The organism is Streptomyces caelestis (genome assembly GCF_001279005.1).
Taxonomy (GTDB): Bacteria; Actinomycetota; Actinomycetes; order Streptomycetales; family Streptomycetaceae; genus Streptomyces; species Streptomyces heliomycini.
The window spans coordinates 1-25934 of the sequence record NZ_LGCN01000198.1; the positions used below are offsets into that span (position 1 = coordinate 1).

The window sequence follows — 25934 nt, forward strand, 5'->3', positions numbered from 1 at the left end:
GACGCGGACTCCTTGAGGCGGTCCCACAGGGCCATGAGCACTCCGTACCTGGTCGGGAGGGCGCCCGGACCGGCGTGCTCCGGGCGCCCAGTTTCTTCTACAGTAGTGTAGAAGTCGCTCCTCCTCTTCCTCGCCCTCGAAGAAGTCCCCGACCTCGTCCACGGCCTCCGCCGCGACCATGCCCCCGACCACGCCGCCCGCCAGTCCGTCGGCGACAGTGGGGCCGCCCACCCCGAGGGATCCGAGCAGTCGTTTGGACACCATGACGGCGTCCGCTCCTTGAACGTGCGTGTGATCCATGGGAGGCGGGTGCCGCGCACACGGCGGTACGCGATATAACTTCTACAATCGCGTAGAAGCATAGGGGATCGATCGAGAGGGACTTTGCGTCTCCTTTACAGTTGGTGCGGAGTCAGGACATCCTGCTTCCACACATGTCGTCCCACGTGTCCGAGAAGGAGCGACGGTCCCCCGATGGGTGATCCCCCCAGTAGCAGCCGTGCCACCTCCCGCCGCCCGGGCCTCACGACCCCTGAGGGAGCGGGGGTGGCGCGGTGACCGAGATCCTGCTGCTCCTGCTCGCCCTGCTGCTGACCCTGGCGTGCGCGGTGTTCGTCGCGGCCGAGTTCTCCCTGACCACCGTCGAACGCGGTGACCTGGAGCGTGCCGCCGAGGCCGGTGAGCGCGGCGCCGAGGGCGCGCTGAACGCCGTACGGCAGCTGACGCTGCAACTGTCCGGCGCCCAGCTCGGCATCACCGTCACCTCGCTGGTGATCGGCATGCTCGCCGAGCCGTCCCTCGCGGCGCTGCTGCGCGGACCGCTGCGGGCGGCCGGCCTGGGCGGCGCGGCCCCGACGGCGGCCACCCTGCTCGGCGTCCTGGCCTCCACGGTGGTGCTGATGGTCGTCGGCGAGCTGGTGCCGAAGAACTGGGCGATCTCCCGGCCGGCCGCGGTCGCGAAGGTGGTCGCCGGCCCGCAGCGCGCCTTCACCGCCGCGTTCGGCCCGTTCATCGGCCATCTGAACGGCACCGCGAACCGTTTCGTCCGGCGTTTCGGGCTGGAGCCCGCCGAGGAGCTGGCCTCCGCCCGCACCGCCGAGGAACTGGGCGCGCTGGCCCGGCACTCGGCCGCCGAGGGCGCCCTGGAGGCGGACTCCGCCGAACTCTTCGTCCGCACCCTGCACCTGGGCGAGCTGACCGCCGAGAACGTGATGACGCCGAGGGTCGACGTCAAGGCCCTGGAGGCGCACGCCACCGCGGCCGACGCCGCCGCCCTCAGCCACGCCACCGGCCTGTCCCGCTTCCCGGTCTACCGTGACAGCCTCGACGAGGTGGTCGGCACCGTCCACATCCGCGACGTGCTCGCCCTGGACCCGGAGAAGCGCGCCGGCACGCCCGTCACCGACCTGAAGACCCCGCCCCTGCTGGTGCCCGACAGCCTCACCGCCGACCGGCTGCTGGAGCGGATGCGCGCGCACCGCACCATGGCCGTGGTCATCGACGAGTACGGCGGCACGGCGGGCGTGGCCACCGTGGAGGACATCGTCGAGGAGGTCGTCGGCGAGGTCCGTGACGAGCACGATCCCCTGGAGGCGCCCGACCTGGCGTCCGCCCCGGCGACGGCCGACGGGCGCGCGGTGTGGCAGGCCGACGGCAGCGTCCGTCTCGACCGGCTCACGGACGTGGGACTCACCGCGCCCGAGGGACCCTACGAGACCGTGGCCGGACTGATCGCCACCCGCCTGGCCCGCATCCCCGTCCCGGGGGACGTGCTGGACCTCGACGGCTGGCGGCTCGACGTGCTGGAGGTCGAGCACCACCGCGCCGACCGCATACGCCTCACCGCACCGGCCGCACCGCGGCCGGCCCGCATCGTGGAGGGAGCCCGATGACCGCCCTGCAGCTCACCGTCGGCGCTCTGACCCTGCTGACCAACGCCTTCTTCGTGGGCGCGGAGTTCGCCCTGATCTCGGTGCGCCGCAGCCAGATCGAACCGCGCGCCCGGGCCGGCGACAAGCGGGCCCGGATGACGCTGTGGGCGCTGGAGCACCTGTCCGCCATGATGGCCACCGCCCAGCTCGGCATCACCGCCTCCTCCCTGGTGCTCGGCGCGGTCGCCGAACCCGCCATCGCCCACCTGCTGGAGCCCGCCTTCGAGGCGGTGCACATGCCGCACGCCCTGGTGCACCCCGTCGCGTTCGTCATCGCCCTGGCCCTCGCCACCTATCTGCACATGCTGATCGGCGAGATGGTGCCCAAGAACATCGCGCTCGCCGCGCCCGTGCCGAGCGCCCTGCTGCTGGGCCCGCCGTTGGTGGCGCTCACCCGGGCGCTGCGGCCGTTCGTGTTCGGGATCAACGCCTTCGCCAACGTCCTGCTGAGACTGCTGCGCGTCGAGCCGAAGGACGAGGTCGGATCCGTCTTCACCGACGACCAGCTCGCCCGGATGGTCGTCGACTCCAGCGAGGCCGGGCTGCTCGGCCCCGCCGACGGGGAGCGGCTGCGCGACGCGCTGGAGCTGGGCACCCGCCCGGTCGGCGAGATCCTCGTCCCCGCGCCGCGGATGCGCACCGTCGATCACACGATCACCCCCGCCGGGCTGGAACGCCTCGCCGCCGGGGCGGGCTTCTCCCGCTTCCCGGTCACCGGTCCCGACGGCGAGGTCCTGGGCTACCTGCACATCAAGGACACCCTCGGCGCCGCCGACCGCGACCGGCCCTTCCCGCGCGACGCGCTGCACAAGGTCACCCGGGTGCGCATCGACACCCCGCTGGACGACACCCTCACCGCGCTGCGCGCCGAGGGCAGCCACCTCGCCGCCGTCGTGGGGGAGAGCGGCACGGTCCTCGGCTTCGTGACCATGGAGGACGTACTGTCCGAACTGGTCGGACCGGCGGCCCCCGTCACCTCCTGACCCGACCCGGCCGGGAACAACCCGCCGGCCGGAATCGTTGACACACCGCACACCCACAGAAGGAGCACGTCCTTGTCCGCCAGACCGACGGACCCCCCGGGGCAGCGTCCCCGACCATCCCGCCCGGCAGCACCTGAGCACGGCACACGGCGGGACGCCCCGTCGCAGTCGGCACGCCGATGAGCGCCGCGAACGCCCTCCTCGGTCTGCTGGCCGTCTTCGTCCTGACCGCCGGCACCGGATACTTCGTCGCCCAGGAGTTCGCCTACGTCTCCGCCGACCGCCTCGCCCTGGCCCGCGAGGCCGGGAGCGGCGACCGCAGGGCCGCCCGCGCCCTGAAGGTGCTGGAGCGGCTGTCCTTCATGCTGTCGGGCGCCCAGCTCGGCATCACCGTGACCGGACTGGTCGTCGGCTTCATCGCCGAGCCGTCGGTCTCCGCGCTGCTGCGGCCCGCACTGTCCGGCATCGGCCTCCCCGACGCCGCCGTGAGCGGCATCGCGGTCGTGCTGGCCTTCGTGCTGGCCACGGTCGTGCAGATGGTGCTCGGCGAGCTGGCCCCGAAGAACCTCGCCATCGCCGTGCCGGAACGGCTGGCGAAGGCGCTGGCCGGCTCCACGCTCGCCTACCTGAAGGTCGTCGGTCCCCTCGTGCACGTCTTCGACACGGCGGCGAACCGGCTGCTGCGCCGGGTCGGCATCGAACCGGTGGAGGAACTGCACCACGGCGCCACCCTGGAGGAGCTGGGCCATCTGATCGGCGAGTCCCACGAGCGGGGCGCGCTGCCCGGGGACACCGCCGCGCTGCTCGACCACGCCCTGGAGTTCTCCGACCGGACGCTGGACGAGGTGATGGTGCCCCGGGTGGACGCCGTCTTCGTCCGCGAGGACGCCACCGCCGCCGAAGCGGTCGACCTGATCGCCACGTACGGGCACTCCAACTACCCGGTGCTCGGCGACCACCCCGACGACGTCGGCGGCGTCCTCGGCGTGGCCGAGCTGATGCGCCTGCCCGCCGACCGCCTCACCGCCACCACGGCCGGCGCTCTCGCCAGGCGCCCCCTGCTGCTGCCGGACACCCTCCCGCTGCCCGACGCGGTGATCCAGATGCGGGAGCGGGACGACGAGTTCGCGGTCGTCCTGGACGAGCACGGCGGCGTGGCCGGCATCGTCACCTACGAGGACATCGCCGAGGAACTCGTCGGCGACATCGCCGACGAGACCGACACCGTCACCGCGGTCGCGGTCGCGGACGGCGACGGCTGGCTGGTGGACGCGGGCCGCCGGCTGGACGAGGTGGCGGAGGCCACCGGCGTCGCGCTGCCCGAGGAGGAGGACTACGACACCGTGGCCGGCCTGATCGTCGACCGGCTCGGCCGCTTCCCCGCCGTCGGGGACCGGCTCACGCTCGAGCTGCCCGACGGCGCCGCCGCCGTGATCGACGTACGCACCCTCGACCGGCACGTACCCGACCGCGTGCGCGTCGAGCGGACGGCCCGTGGGACGGAGGAGCAGGCATGAGTTTCCCGATGGCGCTCTTCGTCACCGTGCTGCTGCTGATCGGCAGCGGATTCTTCGTGGCCGCCGAGTTCGCGCTGGTCGCCGCCAAGCGGCACCGCATGGAGAAGGCCGCGGCCGAGGGCCGGCGCGGCGCCGGAGCGGCTCTGGCGGGCATGCGTGAGCTGTCCCTGATGCTGGCCGGGGCCCAGCTGGGCATCACCGTGTGCACCCTGGGGCTGGGCTCGGTGTCCAAGCCCGCGATCTCCCACGAACTCGACCCGCTGCTGCACGAGCTGGGTCTGCCGAGCGCGGTCAGCTACGGCGTCGCCTTCGCCGTCGCCATGATCGTGGTCGTGTTCCTGCACATGGTGGTCGGCGAGATGGCCCCCAAGTCGTGGGCCATCGCCCATCCCGAGCGGTCCGCGATGCTGCTGTCACCGCCCTTCCGGGCCGTGGTGAAGGCCGTACGGCCGCTGATCCGGCTGCTCAACGCGGTGAGCAACGCACTTGTACGGCTGTGCCGGGTCGCCCCGCGCGACGAGCTGGCCTCGGTCCACGACCGGGAGCAGCTCACCCATCTGGTGGCGGAGTCCGAGCGGCTCGGCCTGATCAGCGAGACGGACTCGGAGCTGCTGACGCGTTCGCTGACCGAGCCGCAGACCCCGGTGCGGGAGCTGCAGGTGCCGGCGGCCGAGATCGTCTCGGTGGACGGCGCCGCCGGCGTCGACGAGATCCTGCGCGTCGCCGCGGAGCGCGACCGCACCCGGCTCCTGGTCCGCGAGCACGGCGTGGTGCTCGGCTCGGTGCACGCCCGTGACGCCGTGGTGGCGCGCGCCCGGGGGCGGGCGGCCGGCGCCCGCGCCCTGGCCCGCCCGGTGCCCGAGCTGACGGACGACGCCACGGTCGCCGACGCGATCGACCTGCTGCGCCGCCGCCGGGCCTCGCTGGCCGTGGTCCGCGACGGCTCCGGACGGCTCACCGGCATGGTGAGCCTGGACGACCTGCTGGCCCGCTTCCTGCAGCCGCAGCCGCAGCCGCAGTCGGCGTGACGACGGCGGACCCCGGCGGGCCGTCGCCCGGCCCGCCGGACGTCCGGTCCGCGCGGTCCGGTCCGGCGGGCGAGCCCTCCACGCCGGGGGCCGACGGACCCGGACGCCGGCACGCGGGAGACCCCGGGCCTTTGGACGTGGTCGTCGGCACGGCCGTGTCGCCGCTGCCCCGGTCGGCCGGCGGGCGACGCCGCCGGGGCGCCTTTGCGCACCGGCCCCGGCCGGGCACGGGCGCCCCCGGCGGGCGCGGCCGGGACGGTCACCGGGGGACGAGGACGAGCGCGCCGTCGGCGCCGAGGACGATGTCCGCGTCGCTGATCCGGTCGAGCGTCTCCCGCAGCCAGGCCCGCTCGTCCTCCGCGGCGGGTTCCAGCCGCATCCGCCGCGCCCGCAGCGGCACCATGCGCAGCCCGGACGGCCGCCCGCCGTCCGGGGCGACCGACAGCAGACAGGCGAGCCGCAGGTCGTCGCGGTACTCCTCGTATCCGGTGATCCCCTCGTAGTCGTCGACGAAGTCGCCGCAGCCGTACAGGATCAGCCGGCCGCGGTACGCCTCGACCCGGCGGGGATGGTGCGAGGAGTGGCCGTGGACGACGTCGACGCCCCCGTCGACCAGCGCGTGGGCGAAGCCGACATGGCTTTGCGGGACGTGGTGCCCCCAGTTCGAGCCCCAGTGCACGGACACCACCGCGACGTCACCGGGGCGCTTCACCCGCCGCACCCGCCGGACGACCGCCTCCGCCGCGGCGGCCGAGGGCTCCGCGAGGTACGCCACCCCGGAGCGCTCCGCCGTCGCCGCCCAGCTCGGCGGGATGCCGCTCGACATCGCCCCCAGGGCGAACACCAGCACCCGGCCGCCGTCGACGGGGACCACCGCCGGCGCGTACGCCTCGTCGGCGTCCCGTCCCGCGCCCGCCGTCCTCAGGCCCGCGCCGTGGAGCACGTCCAGCGTCTCCCGGAGCCCCGGGCGTCCGAAGTCGAGCACGTGGTTGTTGGCCAGGACGCACACGTCGGGCCGCGCCACCGTCACGGCGGGCACATTGGCCGGGCTCATCCGGTAGTGGACGGCCTTCCCCGGCGCGAACGCGTCGCTCCGTGTGACGGAGGTCTCCAGATTGACGACCCGCACGTCCGGGGCGGCCTCCGCCAGCACCTGCAGCGCCCGGCCCCACGGCCACGAGAACGGGACCGGCCGGGGGACCGGGCCGCTCACGGCCTGAGCCAGCTCCACGTAGCCGCGGGCGTCCCGGACGAAGTCCTCCCGCAGCGCGGGATCGCCCGGGTGCGGGAGGATCTGGTCGACCCCGCGCCCGAGCATCACGTCCCCGCAGAGGAACAGCGTCACCGTCCCCGCGTCCATGTCTCCACCGTAGGCCTACGGCACGCCCAGTTCGAACAGGACGTACCCCGCGTACGAGCCGGAGGCCAGGGCGGCCGTGCCCAGCACCGCGGCCAGCGAGGGCCGGCTCAGCCGGCGCATCGCCACGGCGAGCGGGACGAACAGCGGGAACAGGGGGAGCAGATAGCGGGAGACGTTGCCGAAGTACTGCTGGGTGGCCATCACCATCAGGTACGACAGCACCGTGTACACGACGAGGACGGCGGGCGGGCGCAGCCGTACCAGCAGCACCGTCAGCACCGGCACCAGCAGCACCACCCCGACCCCGATCAGGTCCTCCACGGGCATCGCGAACCGGTAGTCGAAGTGCCCGACGGGCACCGAGGTCAGCACGTCGAGGCTGTGCCGGCCCCAGTCGAACTTGTGGGCCCAGGCGCCGTCCTGGAGCTTGTTGTAACCGCCCCAGTCGCCCATCCGGTACCCGACCCAGCCCAGATAGCCGGCCACGCCCAGCGGGGCGATCGCCACCGCGACCAGCGGGCGGCGGACGCCCTCCTCGCGGCGCCGCACCGCGAGCAGTCCGGCGACGGCGAGGGCGGCGACCAGGGTGACGGCGGTGGGCCGGGCGAGCCCGGCGGCGAAGGTCAGCACCCCGGCGGTGAGCCAGCGGCGGGTCATCACGGCGTAGCAGGCCCAGGCGGCCAGCGCCGTGTACACGGACTCGGAGTACACCGCCCACTCGGCGCCGGAACCGGGCCACACGGCCCACAGCCCCACGGCGACCAGGCCGGCCCGGTACCCGCCCAGCCGGGCCGTGACGGCGTGGATGCCGAGCGCCGCGACGAAGGAGGACACGACCGACACGGTCATGCCGGCGCCGTACGGGCCGAGCCCGGTGACCTCCGAGACCATCCGCATCAGCGCCGGGTACAACGGGAAGAACGCGGCCGAGTTGCCCTCGAGGGTGATCAGCCCGGTGGCGCCGGGTATGGGCTCCAGCGCCGGGTCGTAGCCGTGCAGGGCGATCTGCTGATACCACCAGCCGTCCCAGCTGCCCAGGACGTCCCAGGGGCGGGCGCCGCCGCCGAAGCGCGGATGCTTCTCGCGGAAGTCGCCGGCCGAGTCCAGCAGGAACATGAAGACGGCGAAGCCCACCAGCTTCAGCACGCCGTACAGCGCGAGGACGGGCCCGTGGTGCGCGACGGCGCGGCGCAGCCGCTCGCGCGGGTCCGGGGCGGCCGGCGGGGCGGCCTCGGACCGGGGCACGGGGGACAGGGCCGGGCCGGCCGGGGCGGTGGTCATGAGGTCGGGGATCCTGTCGTACGGCGGGAGCGACGGCCGGGGAACACCCAGGCCCGCAGGAGGAGGAAGCGCAGCAGGGTCGCGGCGAGGTTGGCGGCGACCAGCGTCACCAGCTCCACCCGGGGCCCGGCCCCGGGCGCCGTGCGGTGCAGCACGGCCAGCGAACCGCTGGTGAGGGCGAGGCCGACCAGGAACGCCGCCAGCCCCTTGAGCTGGTGGCGCAGCACCCCGGTCCGGCCCCGCACCCCGAAGGTGAGCCGCCGGTTCGCGGCGGTGTTGGCGACGGCGCTGGCCAGCAGGGCGAGCGCGTTGGCCGCCTGGGCGCCCGTGACGGGCCGGAGCAGGCTGTACAGCAGCAGGTAGAACAGGGTGCTGGCCACCCCGACGGCGGCGAAGCGGACCAACTGCGGGAACAGCGCGGGCGGCAGCCCGGCCGCCTCGTCGAGCTCCCCGGGGCGGCGCAGCGCGGCCAGCGGCAGCCGGCCGCCGGCCAGCGCGCGCCCCAGCCGGGCCATGCCGCGCAGGTCCGCCAGCGCCGTGGACAGGATGTCGACCCGGCTGTCGGGGTCGTCCACCCAGTCCACCGGCACCTCGTGGATGCGCAGCCCGGCGCGTTCGGCGATCACCAGCAACTCGGTGTCGAAGAACCACCCCCGGTCCTCGACCAGCGGCAGCAGCCGCTCGGCGACGTCCCGCCGTACCGCCTTGAAACCGCACTGGGCGTCGGAGAACCGCACGGCGAGGGTGCCGCGCAGCAGCCCGTTGTAGCAGCGGGAGATGATCTCCCGCTTCGGTCCGCGCACCACCCGGGAACCGCGGGCCAGGCGGGTGCCGATCGCGACGTCCGAGTGCCCGGAGATCAGCGGGGCCACCAGCGGCAGCAGGGCCGCGAGATCGGTGGACAGGTCCACGTCCAGGTAGGCGAGCACCGGCGCGGACGACCGGGACCAGGCGGTGTGCAGGGCCCGGCCGCGGCCCTTCTCGGCCAGTCGTATCCACTCCGTCCCCGGCAGTTCCCGGGCCAGCCGCGCGGCGATCGCCGGGGTGCGGTCCGTGCTCGCGTTGTCGGCGACGGTGATCCGGAAGGCGTAGGGGAAGGTCTCCGCGAGGTGCGCGTGGAGCCGCCGCACACAGGGCTCCAGGTCGTTCTCCTCGTTGTGCACGGGCACGACCACGTCCAGGACGGGTTCCGGATGGTGTGCCGGCAGCGGCGCCCGGCGCGGCAGCGCCACCTGCGCCGCGGACGCGGCGGATGAGCGGCGGTCGGCCGGTGCCGACCGCCTCGCGGTTCTCATGACGGGTTCACGGTCTCTCTCCGGCGCACGGCATGACATGAGGCCCTGGTGCGGGCATGCCGACGCGCCCGGGTGATGGTCGGGGACACGGCCCGGGGCGGCTCTCGCCCACGGGCGGGGACGGCGGTGCGGTCTAACCGCTGCCGGGCGGCTCCTCGTCGGCCGTGGCGGAGGGCGACCGCGCCGGCGGAGTGGACGACGAGGCGGTGGCCGGCGCGGTGGTGGCCGGCGGCGCCGCCGGCCGGTCCCGCCCGGTCGCGCCCGGTGTGGCGGACGGCGGGGGAGAGGTCGGCGTGCCGCCGTACCCGGGCGACGTGGCGTCGGCGCCCGTGGTCCCGGAGGTGCTCGTCGGCGGCCGCGACACGCTCGGGTCCGCGCTCGGTTCCGCGCTCGGGGCGGGCGTCGCCGGCGTCGTGGGCCCCGGGGGCGGCGTCGGACCGGTCGCCGGCAGCGACCGGGAGTCGGCGCCGGGCAGCAGGGCCAGCCCGACGCTCAGTCCGGCCACCGCGAGGGCCGAACCGCCGGCCCGCCACAGCATCCGGGACCGGCGACGGACCCGGATGCCCTCGTACAGCCGCTCCTGGTGCTCGGGCCGGAAGGGAGCCGGCTGCCGACTGTCACGCATCATGTGCGACAGCTCACGCTCGAAGTCGTCCATCGCTTCTCCCCTCACCCCACGGGCCTGACGGAGTCGGACAGGATCTGCCGCAGCCGCGCCACACCGCGCGACGCGTGGGAGCGCGCGGTGCCCACCGGGCAGCCGAGGGCCTGCGCCACCTGCCCCTCGGGCAGGTCCTCGCAGTAGCGCAGCACCACCGCGGCCCGCTGCCGGGGCGGCAGCAGCGCCAGCGCGGCCTCCAGCCGCGAGCGCTCCGCGACGGCCGACGACATGTCGCCCGGTCCGGCCCGGTCGGGCAGCTCGCCCACCGGACGCTCCCCCCACCAGCGCCGGCGGGCCGAACGGGCCGCCATCCGCACCAGCACCTGGCGCACATAGGCCTCCGGGGCCTGCTCGGCGACCCTCGGCCAGACGAACCACAGTTTCACCAGGGCCTCCTGGACGAGATCCTCGGCACGCTGCCGGTCGCCGCCGGTGAGCAGTCGCGCGACATGGAGCAACGCCGACCAGCGGGCAGCCACGAACTCGTCGAAGCCGTCCACCCGAAACCGCTCCATCCCCACCGCCCCGTGTCCGAACAACCCCTTACACCTGAGACAAAGACTCGGGACCCGGCGAAACGATGCACCTGAACGCTGTGATCCACCTCACTTCGAACGCGCCCGCCCCGGACATGCGAAAGGGCGGGCCGTACGCCCACGACCGCGTCACGGCGATCGACGGACGTACGACCCGCCCCGGGGCGGTGGCCGGTCCTGCCTACGTACGGTCACCCTTCGGCTTGCCCCGCTGGTCCGGGGTGCCGTGCGGCGGCGGGCTGGACGGCTGCGGCGAGGTGACGGGCGAGACGGGGGACCCGGCCCGCCCGGCGCCCTGCTCGGGGCGCAGCGCGCCGGGGTCGCCCGAGGTCGGCTCGGCACCCGCGTTCAGCTGCTCCAGCCGGGCCGCCGGCAGCCGGGCCGCCGGGATCCGGTCGGCGTGCGACCGCTCGTAGGCCGGCAGCTCCTCGACCTCGCCGGCGGACAGCGAGCGGATCCGGCTCTCCAGCCCGCCGATGGGCAGATGGTCGTCATCGGGCAGCGGCAGGGTGACGCGGGCGGGATCCGCCATGGCTCTCACTTCCCTGTGCACGACGTCGCCGGCCCTCCGTCGGCGGGCCGGCGGGGCGCGGGACGGTCAGCGGCCGCCGGGTCCGCCGCTGCCGAACGCCCCGCTGCTGTTCTCGTCCCAGCGGGGCCGCTCCTGCGAGGCGCTCGTGCGGCTCCCGGTGGTGCCGTGGCCGTTCAGCTCGTGCGGCAGCAGCCGCTCGTCGCTCCTGGGCACCTCGTCCGGCTCCCGCCGCTCCCGTGTCTCCCGGACCGGGCCGCCCTCGGGCATCCGGGGCTGCTCCTCCGGGCCGGGCCGGTGCACCTCGCTCTTCCTGACCCGGCGGCTGCCGAGGACGAACATGCCGATCAGCAGCGCCACGACCACCACACCCGCCACCACGAGCCCCGCACCGAGGGCGCCGCGGCCCGCGGCGAGGTCGGCCGTTTCCATCCACGCGGTGTTCATCATGGCTCGCGAGTACCCCCGGTCCCGTCCGCCAACCCGTTCACCTCACCGCGCCGCACGGGCGTCCGGCGCGCACCCCCAAAAACCGCGCGGAACCCTTGCGGGCGCCGGGTTTGACCGCTCCGGCGGCGGCTACCCGCGCGGTGTGACGACGACATCCCAGGAAGAGCTGTTCCGGTTCCTGGAGGACCGGTTCGCGTGCGCCCAGGCATGCACCGAGTGCGCGCGGTCCTGCGCGACGCGGGCGAGCCTCGTGGACCCGGACGGCACCGAGAACCAGGAACTCGTACGACGCAAGGGCATCATGTGCGCGGAGGTCTGCGACGCGACCTGCCGGGTGCTGTCCGAGCAGAACCAGGTGGACGAGGCGACCATCCGCGTCCAGGTGGAGTGGTGCCGCCAGGTGTGCCTGGAGAGCGCGCAGGTGTTCGACGGTCACTCCGGTGCGGAGGAGACGGCACAGGCGTGCCGCGCCTGCGCACGGGCCTGCACGGAGTTCCTCGCCACCCTGAACTGACCCGCCGGTGAGCGACGCGGGCCGGGCGTCGTGGCACCGTACGAACGAGGGTGAGTCGTCGCCGTACGGGACGAGTCGGGCGAGGGCGGGGCGGACCGCGACGGGGGCGGGCCCAGGGGATGGGGGACAGCGGGCTGATCCACGGCCGCTCCCGGTCGATCGACCGGATCGGACGCGGCGGCATGGGGGAGGTGCGGCGGGCGCGGGACGAGTCACCGGGGCGGCAGGCCGCAGTGAAGTGCCTCGAACCGGGCGGCCCGCAGCAGGACCGGTCGTCCGGACGGGTGCTGCGTGAGCGGTTCCGCCGGGAGGCCCGGGTGGCCGCCGCACCGCAGCACCGGGGAACCACCGTCGTGCACGACTTCGGGGAGTCCGAGGGCGTGCCCCACCTGGTGAGGGAGCCGCTCCGGGGCCGCGACCTCAGCCGGCCCCCGGAGGACGACGCACAGCACCCGCTGCCGGTCGAGGAGGTGGTGGAGATCGCCGAGCGGGTCGCCGAGGCCCGCATCCGCACGCTCGGCGCCGACCACGCCGGCACCCTCGCCGCCCGCGACGACGAGGCCCACCGCCCGGAGCGGCTGGGCCGCGGCGCGGAGGCGGCCGAGCCGTACCGCCGGGCGGCGGCGCCGCGGCAACGGCCGGCGGGGCCTGAGACCCCCGCCCGTGTCCGGCCGGTGCGGACCGGGGTGTGCTACGAAGAACCATGACCGTATCCGAGGGAACCCGGACGTACGACGCCGTCATCGTCGGCGGAGGCCACAACGGCCTCGTCGCCGCCGCCTACCTCGCCCGGGCCGGACGCTCCGTGCTGGTGCTGGAGCGGCTGGACCACACCGGCGGGGCGGCGGTGTCCACCCGCCCGTTCACCGGCGTCGACGCACGGCTGTCCCGGTACTCGTACCTGGTCAGCCTGCTGCCCCGGAAGATCGTCCGGGAGCTGGGGCTCGACTTCCGGCTGCGCACCCGCACCATCTCCTCGTACACCCCCGCCGAACGCGACGGACGGCCCACCGGGCTGCTCGTCGGCGGCGGCGAGCGGCGCACCCGCGAGGCGTTCGCCCGGCTCACCGGCTCCGAGAGCGAGTACCGGGCCTGGCAGCGCTTCTACGACATGACCGGCCGGGTCGCCCGCAACGTCTTCCCGACCCTCACCGAACCGCTGCCCACCCGCGAGGAGCTGCGCCGCGCGGTCGGCGACGAGGAGGCCTGGCGGACCCTCTTCGAGGAACCCGTCGGCGTCGCCGTCGAGGAGCGCTTCGCCGACGACCTGGTGCGCGGCGTGGTCCTCACCGACGCCCTCATCGGCACCTTCGCCGACGCCCACGACCCCTCGCTGAAACAGAACCGCTGCTTCCTCTACCACGTCATCGGCGGCGGCACCGGCGCCTGGGACGTACCCGTCGGCGGCATGGGCGCCCTCACCGACGCCCTGGCCGACGCCGCCCGCGCCGCAGGCGCGGTCCTCGCCACCGGCCACGAGGCGGTGCGCGTCGACACGGACGGCCGTACCGCCGAGGTCACCCACCGCACGGCCGACGGCGAGGGCGTCGCCGCCGCGCGGCACGTCCTGGTGAACGCCTCCCCGCAGGAACTCGCGAGGCTCACCGGGGACACGCCCCCGCCGCCCGCCGAGGGCGCCCAGCTCAAGGTGAACATGCTCCTCACGCGGCTGCCCAGGCTGCGCGACACCTCCGTCGACCCGCGCGAGGCGTTCGCCGGCACCTTCCACATCGCCGAGGGGTACGGGCAGCTGGCCGCCGCCTACGACCGGGCCGCCGCCGGTGAGCCGCCCGCCGTACCGCCCTCCGAGATCTACTGCCACTCGCTCACCGACCCCACGATCCTCGGCCCGGACCTGGCCGCCCGGGGCTACCAGACCCTCACCCTGTTCGGACTGCACACCCCCGCGCGGCTGTTCGAGCGGGACAACGACGCCGTACGCGAGGAACTCCTGGAGTCGACGCTCGCGCAGCTCGACGCCCATCTGGCCGAACCCCTCGCGGACTGCCTGGCCACCGACGCCGACGGCCGCCCGTGTCTGGAGGCCCGGTCCCCGCTGGACCTGGAACGCGACCTCGGACTGCCCGGCGGCAACATCTTCCACCGCGAACTGTCCTGGCCCTACGCCCAGGAGGGCACCGGCCGCTGGGGCGTGGAGACCCGGTACGCAGGCGTACTGCTGTGCGGCGCGGGCGCGGTGCGCGGCGGCGGGGTGAGCGGCGTACCGGGACACAACGCGGCGATGGCGGTGCTGGAGTCCGAGAAGGCGTGACGCGCCGGCGGAGAACTCCGGGCGCGGTACTCCGGCTGAAGTGGTGTCAGGTGGTGCCGCGGACGGAGCGGTGCCGGTGGTCGGACGGAACGAGCGGCGGCGGGCCTCCCCGGCGGCGCCACGGCCGTCGAACCGCCGGACCCGACGCCGAACCGGCTGATCGTCGAACAGCTCACCCTGCCGGATGTCTTCGGCCCGAAGGGGCGCGAGCGGCCGGTGACGGCCGCGGTCGGGCGGATCGTGGCCGCCGAGCAGCCGGAACGGGCCGTCAGCCCCGCCCCTCGCGCAGGTCCACGATCCGCCGGATCTTGCCCACCGAGCGCTCCAGCGTCTCCGGGTCGACGATCTCCGCGTCCACCGAGACGCCGATGCCGTCCTTCACGGCCGCCACGATCGACCGGGCGGCCGCGTCCCGCGTCGCGGAGTCCGCGCCGGGACGGGCCTCCGCGCGGACGGTGAGGGAGTCCATCCGGCCCTCGGTGGTGAGGCGGAGCTGGAAGTGGGGCGCCACGCCCGGCGTGCGCAGCACGATCTCCTCGATCTGCGTGGGGAAGAGGTTCACCCCGCGCAGGATCACCATGTCGTCGCTGCGGCCGGTCACCTTCTCCATCCGCCGGAACACCCGGGCGGTCCCGGGCAGCAGACGGGTCAGGTCCCGCGTCCGGTAGCGGACGACCGGCATCGCCTCCTTGGTGAGCGAGGTGAAGACCAGCTCGCCCCGCTCGCCCTCCGGCAGGACCTCACCGGTGAACGGGTCGACGACCTCCGGATAGAAGTGGTCCTCCCAGATGTGGAGGCCGTCCTTGGTCTCCACGCACTCCTGCGCGACCCCCGGGCCGATCACCTCCGACAGCCCGTATATGTCGACCGCGTCGATCGCGCACCGCTCCTCGATCTCCTGCCGCATCCGCTCCGTCCACGGTTCCGCGCCGAAGATCCCCACACGCAGCGAGGTGGAGCGCGGGTCGACGCCCTGCCGCTCGAACTCGTCGAGCAGGGTGAGCATGTAGGACGGGGTCACCATGATGATCCCGGGCTCCAGATCCCGGATCAGCGTCACCTGGCGCGACGTCATCCCGCCGGACGCGGGGATCACCGTGCAGCCGAGCCGTTCGGCGCCGTAGTGGGCGCCCAGGCCACCGGTGAACAGGCCATAGCCGTAGGCCACATGTGCCGTGTCCCCGGGGCGGCCGCCCGCCGCGCGGATGGACCGGGCCACCATGTCGGCCCACAGGGACAGGTCGCCCTCCGTGTAGCCCACGACCGTGGGACGCCCGGTGGTGCCGCTGGAGGCGTGCAGGCGGCGGATCCGGTCGCGGCCCACCGCGAACATGCCGTACGGGTAGTTCGCCCGCAGGTCCGCCTTGGTGGTGAACGGGAAGCGGGCCAGATCGGACAGCGAGCGGCAGTCGTCCGGATGGACGCCCTCCCGGTCGAAGGACTCCCGGTAGAACGGCACGTGGTCGTACGCGTGCCGCAACGAGCTCCGCAACCGCTCCAGCTGGAGCGCCCGCAGGTCCTCGAGGCCGAGCCGTTCCGCCGGGTCCAGCAGGTCCGCCGCCTCCGTCATCAAGGCCTTCTCCTCACCGGTCGAGCGACCGCGCCGATCCGGGCGACCGATCATTCGGTCGATCCGCCGGGATCAGTAAGTCAGGCCACGCCCCGCGGGGCAAGAGCGCGGCCCGCGCTTCCTCCCGTGCCGGCGTTCCTCACGGGGCCGGCGTTCCTCACGGGGCCGGCGCGACGGAGCCCGCGTTCCGGGGGCCGTACGCCGTCATGAAGCGGTCACGGAACTCGTCCATGCCCCAGCGCGGCGCGTCGGGCGCGGGCTTGAGGCCGTCGGTCCAGTTCCAGCCGGCCACCCGGTCCAGCACCTTCGGATCCTTGGCGACGATCGTGACGGGCACGTCCCTGCTGGTGCTCCCGGCGGTGACGGTGGGCACCGGCTGGTGGTCGCCGAGGAAGACCAGGACCGTGTCCTCGTCCCCGTACCGCTCGACCCACTCGGTGAGGCTGCTCAGCGAGTACTCGATGGCCCGCCGGTACTCGGTGCGCACCTTCTCCGGGTCCTTCCAGACCTCCTTCGGGTCCGTTCCCTCCTTCTTGACCTCGTGGAACACCGAGCCGTCGCCGAGGTCGTCCCAGTCGATCATGTGCGCGACGGGGGACCAGGGGTTGTGGCTGGAGGCGAGGATGATCTCCGCCATGATCGGCTCGCGGTCCTTCCTGCCGTGCTCCAGCCGCTCGAAGGCCTCCAGGCTGAACTGGTCGGGCACGGGGGTCCAGCTGAAGTACGGTCCGTGATAGCCGAGGTGCTCGGAGTCGTAGATGTGGTCCAGGCCGAAGAACTCGCCCTCCGGCCAGGCCCGCCGCACCCCGGGCACGATGCCGACGGTCCGCCAGTCGCCGGTCTCGCGGAAGTACTTGGTCAGGGTCATGCGGTCACTGGTGGTCAGACTGCGGTAGCGCTGCTGGTTCTTGATCCACAGGCCGGACAGGAAGGTGGAGTGCGCGAGCCAGCTGCCGGCGCCGGTCACCGGGGACTTCAGCCAGCCGCTGCGGGAGGCGAAACCGGCCTCCTCCAGCCTCCGGGCGCCGTCCTTCAGCGCCGCGTCGAACGGTCCCGCCATCGCCGGGTCGTCGATCGCGACCCGGCCGTAGCTCTCGATGAAGGCGAACAGGACGTCCTTGCCGCGCAGTCCGGTGAGCAGCCGGTCGGGCGGCGTCTTCGCGAAGGCGTCGAGGGCCGCCTCCTTCTCGAAGACCCGGGCGTCGCGCAGGCCCGCCCGCACCTGCTCCACCCGGTTGCCCAGCATCTCCGCGGTGCCCCTGGTGGCGACCGGCACGCCGGCGACCCGCACGCCCACCGTGACACAGGTGATCCACACGACGCCCAGGACCAGCACGGTGCGGACGGCGGCGGGGCGGTGGCGGGCCATCAGACCGGTCAGCCGCACCGTCGCCAGGGTCATCAGCACCAGCAGGGCCGCGAACAGCACGATCACCCCGGCCACGGCCAGCACCTGCCCGCCCCGGCCGAACGACTCCCGGACGAAGTCCGTCGCGTCGTCCAGCAGGATCCAGTCGAGCACCAGGTCGAAGGGCCGGGCCAGCACCTGGTAGAACCCCATGTCCACGAGCTTCAGGACGGTGAGCAGACCGAGCAGGACGCCCGAGACCGCCGCCGCGATCCGCCGCCGCCCCGACGGCAGCGCGAGCAGCAGCGCGGCGAGCAGGATGCCCTCCGCGGGCAGCCGCACGAACGCGCCGACGTCGAGGCGTTCCACCCGGTTCGGCACCAGGAGCGCGAAGAGCACCAGCGCCCCGGCGAGCACGGTCGTCCCGGCGGTGACGCCGCGCGCCGCACGCGGCCACCGGTGCCGCAGGCCGGGCCGGCCCGGCGGCGCGGCCGCCGGCGGTGCGCCCCCGACGGTCTCCTCGGGCGCGGCCGGATCCCCGTCCCGGTCCGCTCCGCCCTCGGTGGTGTCCGGCAGCCGGCGGGGGCGAATGAAGAGCGACACCCGGAGGGTCCTTCCGTGCGGTCCTGCGATGGCATGGCGAACGGGGCCCGCCGAACGGGCCCGCCCCCACCAGTACGTCGGCGCGTCGCCGCGGGTTCAAGGCGCGCCGGCCCGGTTCGGCCCACCCGCCCCCGGGTCCTCGCGGAAAGGCACTCGTCGCGGCCTGTCGGGGGAGGGGACCGATCGCTAGGCTGGCCCGCGGACGACGGTAATCGGGAGGAGCACGGACGTGGTCGAGAGCACCACCCAGCAGCGCCCGCTCACGGGCTGGGACAAGCCGGACCTGGACCTCAGCAACGCGCAGTGGCAGTCCAGCAGCCGTGGCCTGGGCGATGTCCAGATCGCCTTCGTGGAGGGCTTCATCGCCATGCGCAACAGCGGCAGTCCGCAGAGCCCTTCCCTGATCTTCACCCCCGCCGAGTGGGGCGCGTTCGTGTCGGGTGCCCGGGAGGGGGAGTTCGACCTGACGTGAGCGGCGTCGCCGCAGCGGGTGTTCCGCGCGGTTTTCCGGACACGCGGTCCGAAGCGCCTCCCCCGGCCCGCACCTGAGCCGGGCCGACCGGGGAAGGTGAAGGGCGAAGGTCGTATCCCGGAGGCGAGGAACCATGAACACCCAGCCGGTCATCGCGGCGGTCGACGGCTCGGACGACAGTCTGCGCGCCCTGGAGTGGGCCCTCGACGCCGCACGCCGGCGCGAGGCCCCGCTGCGGATCGTGCACGTGCGGCAGTACGCGCCCTGGACGCAGCCCGAGGTGCTGGCGGCCGGGCCGCCCGAGCCCGACGAGGACCCGGTCCTCGACCAGGCCCGCGACCACCTGGCACGGCGCGGCGGCGGCCCGCCCGCCGTCGAGTACGTCGCGCTGGAGGGGGCGCCGGGAGCGCTGCTGCCCGAGGCGGGCGCCACGGCCCGGCTGCTGGTGCTCGGCTCCCGGGGCCGTGGGGGCTTCGCCAGCCTGCTGCTCGGCTCCAACTCCCTGGCCGCGGCCCGTGACGCCGAGTGCCCGGTCGTCGTCGTGCCCCGGCCCGGACGCGAGGGCGGGCAGGAGGCGCCGGCCGGGCCCGACCGGCCCGTGGTGGTCGGACTGAACGCCGACGGCCCCGACGAGGCGACGCTCGCGTTCGCCTTCGCGGAGGCGGCGTCGCGCGGTGCCCGGCTGCGGGTCCTCACCGCCTATCCGTGGCCGCTGCAGACCTGGATGCTGCCCGGGGAGATGCCTTCGCCGCAGGTCGACCAGGACGCCGTCGAGCACGAGAGCCGTCTTCTCGCCGACGGCTTCCTCGCTCCGCACCGGGAGCGGCATCCCGAGGTCGACGCCGGGGTCGACGTGCTGCCCGGGGACGCGGCCGGCCATCTGGTCGACGCGTCGCGGGACGCCGAGCTGGTCGTCGTGGGCCGTCACCGCCGCCGGCTGCTGGCGCCGGCCCGCATGATGGGGTCGGTGACGCAGGCGGTGCTGCTCCATGCGGTGAGTCCGGTCGCGGTGATCCCTCCGGCGGTGCCGGAGGAGTAGCCGAGCCGAGGAGGAGAGGCCGCGCCGCTCGGCGCTCGCGAGGCCCCTCCCCCAACGGGGCGTGCCCCCAGGGCCCACCCTCCCCCACTCCCGGCTCCGCTCGAGCGGGGGAGGCACGGCTGCCCGCGGCTGAGGCGGCTGATGGACGCAGGCGGACCCGTCATGAGCGGCATGCGGGATTCGACCACAAGGGACACCTGCCTCGTCCTGGACCTCGCCCTCATCATCCGTCACGACGGCAGCGGCGAAGTCGTCGACGACCTGGCCGAGCCCGGCGGGCTCACCGGCCGGGTGCGGGCACACCCGGAGGCGCCGGCCGGTGCGGAACGCCACGTCGCCGACGCCGATGGCCTCGTCGTCGTCCGCGAGCCGCGAGCCGCGCACCGCCGTCCGCCCGGCCGAGCCCAGCCCCGCGGACGCGACCCGTCTGCTGCCCCTCCCCGAGGCGCCGCGGCGCCTGAACGACGCCGCCGCCCGCACCCCCACCGTCCCCGTCCTGGAGTGGGCCGAGGGGCACGGCCCCGTCGTACGGCGACGCCCCGTCCCGGACGGCGGGCACGACCTGGCCGCCGTGCTCGCCCGGGCCGCGATCGCCTTCCTCACCGGCCCCGACCGCGAGCGCCTGTACGCCTGCCACGCCCCCCGCTGCGTGCGCTACTTCCTGAAGGAACACCCGCGCCGGGAATGGTGCGAGCCCTGCTGCGGCGACCGCGCCCGGGTGGCCCGCCACCACGAGCGGCGCCGGCGGTCCGGGTGGCCGGGGCGGGTTCCGCCCGACCGTCCGAACCCGGGGCCGGGCACGTACCATGGCGGCATGTCGTTCCTCCGCCGCCGCAGTGCCACACCCGCCGGGCCCGACTTCGACGTACTGGCCATGGACCCGGGCGACTGGCCCGGCAACCTGGGCGCCGGGCTGCTGCCCGCCCCCGACGGAAGCTGCCAGGGCGTCTTCCTGCGCTACGACCTGTTCGGCGGCCGTGGCCCCGCGATGGTCATCGGCAATCTGCCCGAGGGCTCCCCGGCCCGGGACCTCCCGGAGGGGGAGGTCCCCTTCGAGGTCGGGCAGCTGCTGCTGGCGCTGGAGAACGACGAGGAGATCACCGTCGTCGGCACCGAGGACGTGCCGGTGATGCAGGGCGACAACCTGCTGATCGTGCGCCGCGTCAAGTTCTCCGAGGGCCGGATCTCCTGCGTGCAGTTCGACCGCAGCGACAACGTCCTGGTGACCATCGCCGCCTGGGACCGCCCGATCACCGACGACCTGTACGCCCTCCTCAAGCCGCTGCCCGCGGAGCTGTTCCAGCAGGACTGACGCGAGGGGCCGGGTTCCAGGGGAACCCGGCCCTCCCGCTGGGCCCTTTGCTCCCTCACGACGACGTCACCGTCACGTCCGCCGCCCGGACGAAGCCGACCCGGTGGCCGAACTGGATCTCGTAGTACAGGTCCTCGCCCCGCACCACCCGGTGGGACGCCTCGTCGAAGGTCACCGCGTAGTAGTACTCGCCGGGCACCTTGCCCCCGGTCACGTACTTCTGGCCCTCGAGCACCGTGTACGGCAGCGGCGACACCGCCTGGGCCGGCACGCCCTCCGGATAGGCGGCCTTCTCCGGATACGCCCTGCCGTACACCGGCACCGGTCCGAGGCCCTTCCTCGGGGTGACGACCGTGCCCTTCGCGGGCACCGCGGTGGGATGCTTCCTCGGATTCGCGAACCAGGCCTTCTGGCCGAGGTACCAGATGGCGGTCCAGTCGCCCCAGCGGTCGGCGACCGCGTACTGCTGGCCCGTGGAGACCCGCGAGGACAGGTCGTTCACCCCGGTGGTCGGGGCGGAACCGAGGCCGATGTCCCTGATCAGCGGGGAGCCCTCGTCGTGGTCGGAGTACAGGCGCACCGCGCTCGACCCGTGGGCGGCGCACGGCTCGCCCGCCCGTTCGCAGCCCGTGAAGACCGGCTGGTTGGCGGCGTGGTCCGGCCGGATCGTGACCACGCCGGAATCCCTGCCGGCCGTGGCCCTCAGGGGCTCGCCCAGCAGTTCGAAGTAGTGCCGCCAGTCCCAGTAGGGGCCGGGATCGGTGTGCATGCCGGGGATGGTGGCGGTGGTGGTCCCCGGCACCGTGTCGTGGCCGAGGATGTGCTGCCGGTCCAGCGGGATGTCGTACTTCTCGGCGAGGTACCTCACCAGCCGGGCCGAGGACCGGTACATCGCCTCCGTGTACCAGGCGTCGGGATCCGCCAGGAAACCCTCGTGCTCCAGACCGATCGACCCCGCGTTGACGTACCAGTTGCCCGCGTGCCAGGCGACGTCCTTCGCCTTCACATGCTGGGCGATGTGGCCGTCCGTGGAGCGCAGACTGTATTGCCAGGACACATAGGTGGGGTCCTGCACCATGTCGAGGACACCCTCCCAGGCGCCCTCCGTGTCATGGACGACGATGTACCGGATGCGCTGCGAGGCGGGCCGGCCCCCCAGGTCGTGGTTGCCGTAGTCGCCGTCGCCGAACTCCTCGTACGGCGCCGGGATCCACTCGCACGACACCGTCCTCGGGCACTCCGTCCCGGCGGCGGAGGCGGTGCGCAGTCCGGCGCGCTCCAGCGCCGCGGTGTCGGGTGCGAGGTCCGGGCGGGCGTCCAGCGCCACCCGCTGTCCGGCGTCCGTGACCCGTGCCGCGCCGGCGCGGATCACCTCGTACACGTCATGGGCGTACGCCGCCGCCGACGCGGTGTCGTCCGCGCCGGAGAAGAGGGCGACCGCCGCGTACCAGTCCGCGGGGTCGTCGCTCCTCGGCCCGCCCAGCCGGTGCTGGGCCTCGGCCAGCAGGGCGGCGCCGCCCGCCACGTTCGCGGCCGGGTCCTCGCGCAGGCGTTCGGGGCTGAGACCGGTCAGGCGGGCGGCTTCCGGCAGCGTGGTGAGCCGGTCCGGCAGCTTCTCGGCCCGTGCCGCTCGTGCCTCGGGGCGTTTCGGCGGGCGGGCCTCGTCGCCGCGCGGATCCTCCGTGCCGGAGGCGTGGTGGTCGGAGGCGGCGAGCGCGGCGCGGGCGTCCGTGAGGTGCATCGGTCCGTAGCCGCCGGTCACGCTCGGGGCGCCGCCGTGGGCGTCCCAGCGGGACTGGAGGTAGGAGACGCCGAGCAGCACGCTCTGCGGTACGTCGTACCGGGCGGCGGCGGTGGCGAACGCGTGGTGCAGCCGGGTGCTGTCCGGAGGGGCCGGGGTGGGCGCCGCGCCCAGCAGCGGCAGCGTCAGCGCGACCGCGGCGAGGGTGCGGAGGGCACCGCGAGCGGCGCGTCTCGGCGGCCCGGCCGCGGGGCGGGGCTCGATGGCGGGTTCTCGCAATGCAGCCTCCTGGGACGATCGGGCGCAGTGCGCCGGATGGGGCCGAGCGGTGCGTCAGTCGTACCGGTCAGCCGATAATCCGTCAATCATGCCCAGGGGGGTGTGAATTACCTTGTCAATCGGGGTGTGCGGGAATTTCGTGGCGACGGGGCCGGGGTCTGCGATGCGTCAGTGGTGTATGCCAATGACTGCTGTCGGCAGGAGGGGCAGCCTGTGTCGGCGGGTTCCCGGTATGGGTGGGGCCCGGGGTGTTCGCGCAGCCCGGCGCTTGCGAGGTGCCTCCCCCACTCTCGACTTCTCTCGAGCGGGGGACCCCCATGAGCGGGAGGCGCCCCTGCCGCCCCCGATGGGGGGGGCGGCGTGGCGGGGTCAACGGGTGCCCACTGCTGCGCGTACTGCTCGGCGGGCGAGTTGGCAGTCGTCGTGGAGGCGGCGGAGGAGCAGACGGTGTTCCTCGCCGGACGGGGCCGCGGGGGACGTGTCCTGCATCGAACGCTGCACGGCCGTCTCGTAGGTGCGGATCTCCCGGGTCAGCACCAGCATCAGGTTCACCAGGAAGGCGTCCCGCGAGGCGGGACCCGCCGACTGGGCGATCTGGCTGATCTGACGCCGTGCCACCGGCGCGTCCGCCAGCACCGACCACAGCGTCGCCAGGTCGTAGCCCGGCAGGTACCAGCCCGCGTGCTCCCAGTCCACCAGCACCGGACCGGCCGGTGAGATCAGGATGTTCGACAACAGGGCGTCGCCGTGGCAGAACTGGCCCATGCCCTGCCGCCCGGTCGCCAGCGCGATGCCGTGCAGCAGCTTCTGCAGGTCGCCCAGGTCCCGGTCGGTGAGCAGACCCAGTTCGTGGTACCGGGAGATACGCGCCGCGTAGTCCAGCGGCGCGTCGAACGTCCCGGCCGGCGGCCGCCAGGAGTTCAGCCGGCAGATCGCGCCGAGTGCCGCCCTGATGTCCGCCCGCGGCGGCGCCTCCACGGGGTGCCGCTGGAGCGCCGCCACCCGGCCGGGCAGCCGCTCGATCACCAGCGTGCCGTTGTCCGGATCCGCCGCGATCAGCCGGGGCGCCCGCACGGGCGGGCGGTGCCGGACGAACGAGCGGTATGCCGCTATTTCGTGGCGGATCCGCTCACTCCACGCGGGGGAGTGGTCCAGTAAGCACTTCGCGACCGCGGTGCTCCGGCCGGTGGTGCCGACCAGCAGGACGGACCGGCCGGTGCGGCGCAGCACCTGGACCGGCGCGAACTCCGGGCAGATGCGGTGCACCGACGCGATCGCCGTGCGCAGCTGGGCGCCCTGCGGGCCGGACAGGTCGAGCCTCCCGCTGAGCGGCTGGGTGCCCGGTCCCGCGGTACGCCGTACGTTGCCCGCGCCGAGCACGGGGTTCGCCGGGCGCGCGGGGGCGAGGTAGGGGCCGCTGTCCGACGGACGGGGGCGCAGCGGCCGGAGCGGGGCGGACACGGAGGACGATGCTGCGTACATGGGTGATACGGATCCCTTCGTGTGCCTGCGACGTCAGTGCACCACCCGGCCCGGCCGCCCGGGCGCACCCTGGGGGAATGCCCCTGTGGCGACGGGGTCGTGGTGGCGCGTTCCTACTCGACACCCGATGGCCCCTGGCACACCATCTGGCGCACCCTGGCGAACCCTGGCGAATAGTCGCCCGGCAACCCGCACCGGGCTACTGTCAACTCAGCCGAGAACCTGGGGGCTTGATGTGAGCGGACAACCCAACACCCGGCTCTCGGACCTGTTCGGCCTGGCCGGCTGGTCCAAGGGCGAACTCGCGAGGCTGGTCAACCGGCAGGCGGCGGCCATGGGCCACCCCCAGCTGGCGACCGACACCTCCCGGGTGCGGCGGTGGATCGACATGGGAGAGATCCCGCGCGATCCCGTACCGCGGGTGTTGGCGGCCCTGTTCACCGAGCGTCTCGGCCGTGTCGTGACCATCGAGGATCTCGGTCTGGTCCGGCACGGGCGCACGGGGAAACGGCCACGTCCCGGGAGTGCGGAACATCCCGACGGAGTGCCGTGGGCGCCCGAGCGGACAGCCGAGGTCCTCACCGAATTCACGGGAATGGACCTCATGCTCAACCGACGCGGCCTGGTGGGCGCGGGCGCCGCGCTCACCGCGGGCTCCGCACTCAGCAGCGCCATGCACGACTGGCTGCACACCGATCCGGCCCTGACCGCCGACGCTCCCCGACTCGACGACCCCCTGCGCGCGGAACCCGCCGGGTTCGACCGCTACGAGGCCGCCCCGATCGGCTCGCAGGAGATCGAGGAACTGGAGCGCTCCGTGGAGGTGTTCCGGGCCTGGGACGCCGCCCGGGGCGGCGGTCTCCAGCGCAAGGCGGTGGTCGGCCAGCTCAACGAGGTGGGCGGCATCCTCGCCTACCGGCACCCGCCCCATCTCCAGCGGCGTCTGTGGGGCGTCGCCGCCAACCTCGCCGTCCTCGCCGGCTGGATGTCGCACGACGTCGGCATGGAACCCACGGCCCAGAAGTACTTCGTGATCGCCGCCCACGCGGCCCGGGAGGGCGGCGACCGGCCGCGCGCCGGCGAGGCGCTCTCCCGGGCGGCCCGGCAGATGGTGCACCTGGGCCGGCCCGACGAGGCGATGGACCTGATGAAACTCGCCCAGTCAGGCTCGGGCGAGGAGGTCCTGCCGCGCACCCGCGCCATGTTCCACACCGTCGAGGCGTGGGCGCAGGCGTCCATGGGCAAGGGCCAGGCGATGCGCCGCACCCTGGGCCGGGCGGAGGACCTCTTCGTCTCCGACAAGGGGGACGTGCCCCCGCCGAACTGGATGCAGCTGTTCAACGAGGCGGACCTGTACGGCATGCAGGCCCTGGCGTACCGGACGCTCGCGGAGTTCGAGCCGGACGCGGCCGCGCACGCCCAGCACTACGCGGACAAGGCTCTGGCGCTGCGGGTCGAGGCGCAGCAGCGGTCGAAGATCTTCGACTTCCTGTCCATGGCCTCCGCGTGCTTCATCGCCGACGATCCCGAACAGGCGGACCGGTTCGCGCGCCTCGCCCTGGTGTCGATGGGGCAGAACTCCTCGCGCCGCACCTGGGACCGGCTGCGCCAGATGTACCGGCTCACCGCCGAGTACGCCTCGTACCCGAGGATCCAGGAACTCAGGGAGGAGATCGAACTGGTGCTGCCCAGGCCCCGGGGCAAGGGCGGCAGCGCCCAGGCGTGAGGGCG

The 25934-nt window shown here is 74.2% G+C and carries 21 protein-coding genes and 2 pseudogenes; 12 read left to right on the forward strand and 11 right to left on the reverse strand.

Annotated elements, in window-relative coordinates; genetic code table 11:
- The first annotated feature begins 554 nt into the window (after nucleotides 1-554).
- The 4 genes from ADK41_RS19570 to ADK41_RS19585 all read left to right on the forward strand — a co-directional run bounded on the left by ADK41_RS19570 (nucleotide 555) and on the right by ADK41_RS19585 (nucleotide 5459).
- Nucleotides 555-1892: a hemolysin family protein gene (locus tag ADK41_RS19570; RefSeq protein WP_030831972.1), complete on the forward strand. Its 1338-nt coding sequence runs from the start codon at nucleotides 555-557 to the stop codon at nucleotides 1890-1892.
- Nucleotides 1889-2914, forward strand: coding sequence for a hemolysin family protein (locus ADK41_RS19575; protein WP_030831976.1), 1026 nt, complete (start codon nucleotides 1889-1891; stop codon nucleotides 2912-2914). The genes ADK41_RS19570 and ADK41_RS19575 overlap by 4 nt, the downstream gene beginning before the upstream one ends.
- A gap of 179 nt (nucleotides 2915-3093) precedes the next feature.
- Nucleotides 3094-4431 carry a hemolysin family protein gene (locus tag ADK41_RS19580; protein WP_030831979.1) on the forward strand — a complete coding sequence of 446 codons (1338 nt, stop codon included), beginning with the start codon at nucleotides 3094-3096 and terminating at the stop codon, nucleotides 4429-4431.
- Nucleotides 4428-5459 carry a hemolysin family protein gene (locus tag ADK41_RS19585; protein ID WP_030831982.1) on the forward strand — a complete coding sequence of 344 codons (1032 nt, stop codon included), beginning with the start codon at nucleotides 4428-4430 and terminating at the stop codon, nucleotides 5457-5459. The genes ADK41_RS19580 and ADK41_RS19585 overlap by 4 nt, the downstream gene beginning before the upstream one ends.
- Nucleotides 5460-5718: 259 nt before the next feature.
- Here ADK41_RS19585 and ADK41_RS19590 read toward each other — a convergent pair whose 3' ends face one another.
- The 7 genes from ADK41_RS19590 to ADK41_RS19620 all read right to left on the reverse strand — a co-directional run bounded on the left by ADK41_RS19590 (nucleotide 5719) and on the right by ADK41_RS19620 (nucleotide 11568).
- Complete coding sequence (locus tag ADK41_RS19590) at nucleotides 5719-6819, reverse strand: CapA family protein (protein WP_030831984.1); 1101 nt, start codon at nucleotides 6817-6819, stop codon at nucleotides 5719-5721.
- 15 nt (nucleotides 6820-6834) lie between these two features.
- On the reverse strand, nucleotides 6835-8100 hold the full coding sequence (locus ADK41_RS19595) for a membrane protein (RefSeq protein WP_030831987.1): 1266 nt from the start codon (nucleotides 8098-8100) through the stop codon (nucleotides 6835-6837).
- Nucleotides 8097-9395 (reverse strand): glycosyltransferase, encoded by a 1299-nt coding sequence (locus tag ADK41_RS19600; protein WP_078662089.1) that lies wholly within the window; start codon nucleotides 9393-9395, stop codon nucleotides 8097-8099. The genes ADK41_RS19595 and ADK41_RS19600 overlap by 4 nt, the downstream gene beginning before the upstream one ends.
- Nucleotides 9396-9528: 133 nt before the next feature.
- Complete coding sequence (locus tag ADK41_RS19605) at nucleotides 9529-10053, reverse strand: hypothetical protein (protein ID WP_051843430.1); 525 nt, start codon at nucleotides 10051-10053, stop codon at nucleotides 9529-9531.
- Nucleotides 10054-10064: 11 nt separating this feature from the next.
- Nucleotides 10065-10571: a SigE family RNA polymerase sigma factor gene (locus ADK41_RS19610; RefSeq protein ID WP_030831995.1), complete on the reverse strand. Its 507-nt coding sequence runs from the start codon at nucleotides 10569-10571 to the stop codon at nucleotides 10065-10067.
- A gap of 202 nt (nucleotides 10572-10773) precedes the next feature.
- Entirely contained in the window at nucleotides 10774-11124 is a 351-nt protein-coding gene (locus tag ADK41_RS19615; protein ID WP_030831998.1) for a hypothetical protein, read from the reverse strand.
- 66 nt (nucleotides 11125-11190) lie between these two features.
- Nucleotides 11191-11568, reverse strand: coding sequence for a DUF6479 family protein (locus ADK41_RS19620; RefSeq protein WP_030832000.1), 378 nt, complete (start codon nucleotides 11566-11568; stop codon nucleotides 11191-11193).
- 145 nt (nucleotides 11569-11713) lie between these two features.
- Between ADK41_RS19620 and ADK41_RS19625 the strand changes: the two genes are divergently transcribed.
- From ADK41_RS19625 to ADK41_RS19635, 3 genes and pseudogenes are all read left to right on the forward strand, one after another.
- Nucleotides 11714-12085 (forward strand): ferredoxin, encoded by a 372-nt coding sequence (locus ADK41_RS19625; protein ID WP_030832002.1) that lies wholly within the window; start codon nucleotides 11714-11716, stop codon nucleotides 12083-12085.
- Between the two features lie 119 nt (nucleotides 12086-12204).
- Nucleotides 12205-12606: pseudogene (locus ADK41_RS19630) on the forward strand (serine/threonine protein kinase); the annotation flags it as partial.
- A 182-nt stretch (nucleotides 12607-12788) separates the two neighbouring features.
- Nucleotides 12789-14357 (forward strand): phytoene desaturase family protein, encoded by a 1569-nt coding sequence (locus ADK41_RS19635; protein WP_030832007.1) that lies wholly within the window; start codon nucleotides 12789-12791, stop codon nucleotides 14355-14357.
- 268 nt (nucleotides 14358-14625) lie between these two features.
- On the opposite strand, the gene paaK is transcribed toward ADK41_RS19635, so the two are convergent.
- Together paaK and ADK41_RS19645 are read right to left on the reverse strand one after the other, a co-directional pair.
- Nucleotides 14626-15927: a phenylacetate--CoA ligase PaaK gene (gene paaK / locus ADK41_RS19640; RefSeq protein ID WP_030832009.1), complete on the reverse strand. Its 1302-nt coding sequence runs from the start codon at nucleotides 15925-15927 to the stop codon at nucleotides 14626-14628.
- A 157-nt stretch (nucleotides 15928-16084) separates the two neighbouring features.
- Nucleotides 16085-17878 (reverse strand): sulfatase, encoded by a 1794-nt coding sequence (locus ADK41_RS19645; protein WP_030832012.1) that lies wholly within the window; start codon nucleotides 17876-17878, stop codon nucleotides 16085-16087.
- A gap of 229 nt (nucleotides 17879-18107) precedes the next feature.
- On the opposite strand from ADK41_RS19645, the gene ADK41_RS19650 reads away from it, so the two are divergent.
- From ADK41_RS19650 to ADK41_RS19660, 4 genes and pseudogenes are all read left to right on the forward strand, one after another.
- On the forward strand, nucleotides 18108-18350 hold the full coding sequence (locus ADK41_RS19650) for a DUF397 domain-containing protein (protein ID WP_030832015.1): 243 nt from the start codon (nucleotides 18108-18110) through the stop codon (nucleotides 18348-18350).
- Nucleotides 18351-18483: 133 nt separating this feature from the next.
- On the forward strand, nucleotides 18484-19389 hold the full coding sequence (locus tag ADK41_RS19655) for a universal stress protein (RefSeq protein WP_030832018.1): 906 nt from the start codon (nucleotides 18484-18486) through the stop codon (nucleotides 19387-19389).
- Between the two features lie 346 nt (nucleotides 19390-19735).
- A pseudogene (locus tag ADK41_RS44080) lies at nucleotides 19736-20074 on the forward strand (ABATE domain-containing protein); the annotation flags it as partial.
- A gap of 129 nt (nucleotides 20075-20203) precedes the next feature.
- On the forward strand, nucleotides 20204-20701 hold the full coding sequence (locus ADK41_RS19660; protein WP_030832021.1) for a hypothetical protein: 498 nt from the start codon (nucleotides 20204-20206) through the stop codon (nucleotides 20699-20701).
- A 55-nt stretch (nucleotides 20702-20756) separates the two neighbouring features.
- On the opposite strand, the gene ADK41_RS19665 is transcribed toward ADK41_RS19660, so the two are convergent.
- On the reverse strand, nucleotides 20757-22721 hold the full coding sequence (locus ADK41_RS19665) for an N-acetylmuramoyl-L-alanine amidase (RefSeq protein ID WP_030832024.1): 1965 nt from the start codon (nucleotides 22719-22721) through the stop codon (nucleotides 20757-20759).
- A 369-nt stretch (nucleotides 22722-23090) separates the two neighbouring features.
- Nucleotides 23091-24203 (reverse strand): aminoglycoside phosphotransferase family protein, encoded by a 1113-nt coding sequence (locus ADK41_RS19670; RefSeq protein WP_030832027.1) that lies wholly within the window; start codon nucleotides 24201-24203, stop codon nucleotides 23091-23093.
- A gap of 235 nt (nucleotides 24204-24438) precedes the next feature.
- Here ADK41_RS19670 and ADK41_RS19675 point away from each other — a divergent pair, with 235 nt between their 5' ends.
- The gene (locus ADK41_RS19675; RefSeq protein WP_030832030.1) at nucleotides 24439-25929 is read left to right on the forward strand and encodes a DNA-binding protein NsdB; all 1491 of its coding nucleotides are present in this window, start codon (nucleotides 24439-24441) and stop codon (nucleotides 25927-25929) included.
- Nucleotides 25930-25934 lie beyond the last annotated feature (5 nt).

What these genes read in the sequence shown, in the direction of transcription:
- ADK41_RS19575 (WP_030831976.1), top strand. Translation starts at nt 1,889, where the DNA reads ATGACCGCCCTGCAGCTCACCGTCGGCGCTCTGACCCTGCTGACCAAC.
- ADK41_RS19580 (WP_030831979.1), top strand. Translation starts at nt 3,094, where the DNA reads ATGAGCGCCGCGAACGCCCTCCTCGGTCTGCTGGCCGTCTTCGTCCTG.
- ADK41_RS19585 (WP_030831982.1), top strand. Translation starts at nt 4,428, where the DNA reads ATGAGTTTCCCGATGGCGCTCTTCGTCACCGTGCTGCTGCTGATCGGC.
- ADK41_RS19590 (WP_030831984.1), bottom strand. Translation starts at nt 6,819, where the DNA reads ATGGACGCGGGGACGGTGACGCTGTTCCTCTGCGGGGACGTGATGCTC.
- ADK41_RS19595 (WP_030831987.1), bottom strand. Translation starts at nt 8,100, where the DNA reads ATGACCACCGCCCCGGCCGGCCCGGCCCTGTCCCCCGTGCCCCGGTCC.
- ADK41_RS19600 (WP_078662089.1), bottom strand. Translation starts at nt 9,395, where the DNA reads ATGAGAACCGCGAGGCGGTCGGCACCGGCCGACCGCCGCTCATCCGCC.
- ADK41_RS19605 (WP_051843430.1), bottom strand. Translation starts at nt 10,053, where the DNA reads ATGGACGACTTCGAGCGTGAGCTGTCGCACATGATGCGTGACAGTCGG.
- ADK41_RS19610 (WP_030831995.1), bottom strand. Translation starts at nt 10,571, where the DNA reads ATGGAGCGGTTTCGGGTGGACGGCTTCGACGAGTTCGTGGCTGCCCGC.
- ADK41_RS19615 (WP_030831998.1), bottom strand. Translation starts at nt 11,124, where the DNA reads ATGGCGGATCCCGCCCGCGTCACCCTGCCGCTGCCCGATGACGACCAT.
- ADK41_RS19620 (WP_030832000.1), bottom strand. Translation starts at nt 11,568, where the DNA reads ATGAACACCGCGTGGATGGAAACGGCCGACCTCGCCGCGGGCCGCGGC.
- ADK41_RS19635 (WP_030832007.1), top strand. Translation starts at nt 12,789, where the DNA reads ATGACCGTATCCGAGGGAACCCGGACGTACGACGCCGTCATCGTCGGC.
- paaK (WP_030832009.1), bottom strand. Translation starts at nt 15,927, where the DNA reads ATGACGGAGGCGGCGGACCTGCTGGACCCGGCGGAACGGCTCGGCCTC.
- ADK41_RS19655 (WP_030832018.1), top strand. Translation starts at nt 18,484, where the DNA reads ATGAACACCCAGCCGGTCATCGCGGCGGTCGACGGCTCGGACGACAGT.
- ADK41_RS19660 (WP_030832021.1), top strand. Translation starts at nt 20,204, where the DNA reads ATGTCGTTCCTCCGCCGCCGCAGTGCCACACCCGCCGGGCCCGACTTC.
- ADK41_RS19670 (WP_030832027.1), bottom strand. Translation starts at nt 24,203, where the DNA reads ATGTACGCAGCATCGTCCTCCGTGTCCGCCCCGCTCCGGCCGCTGCGC.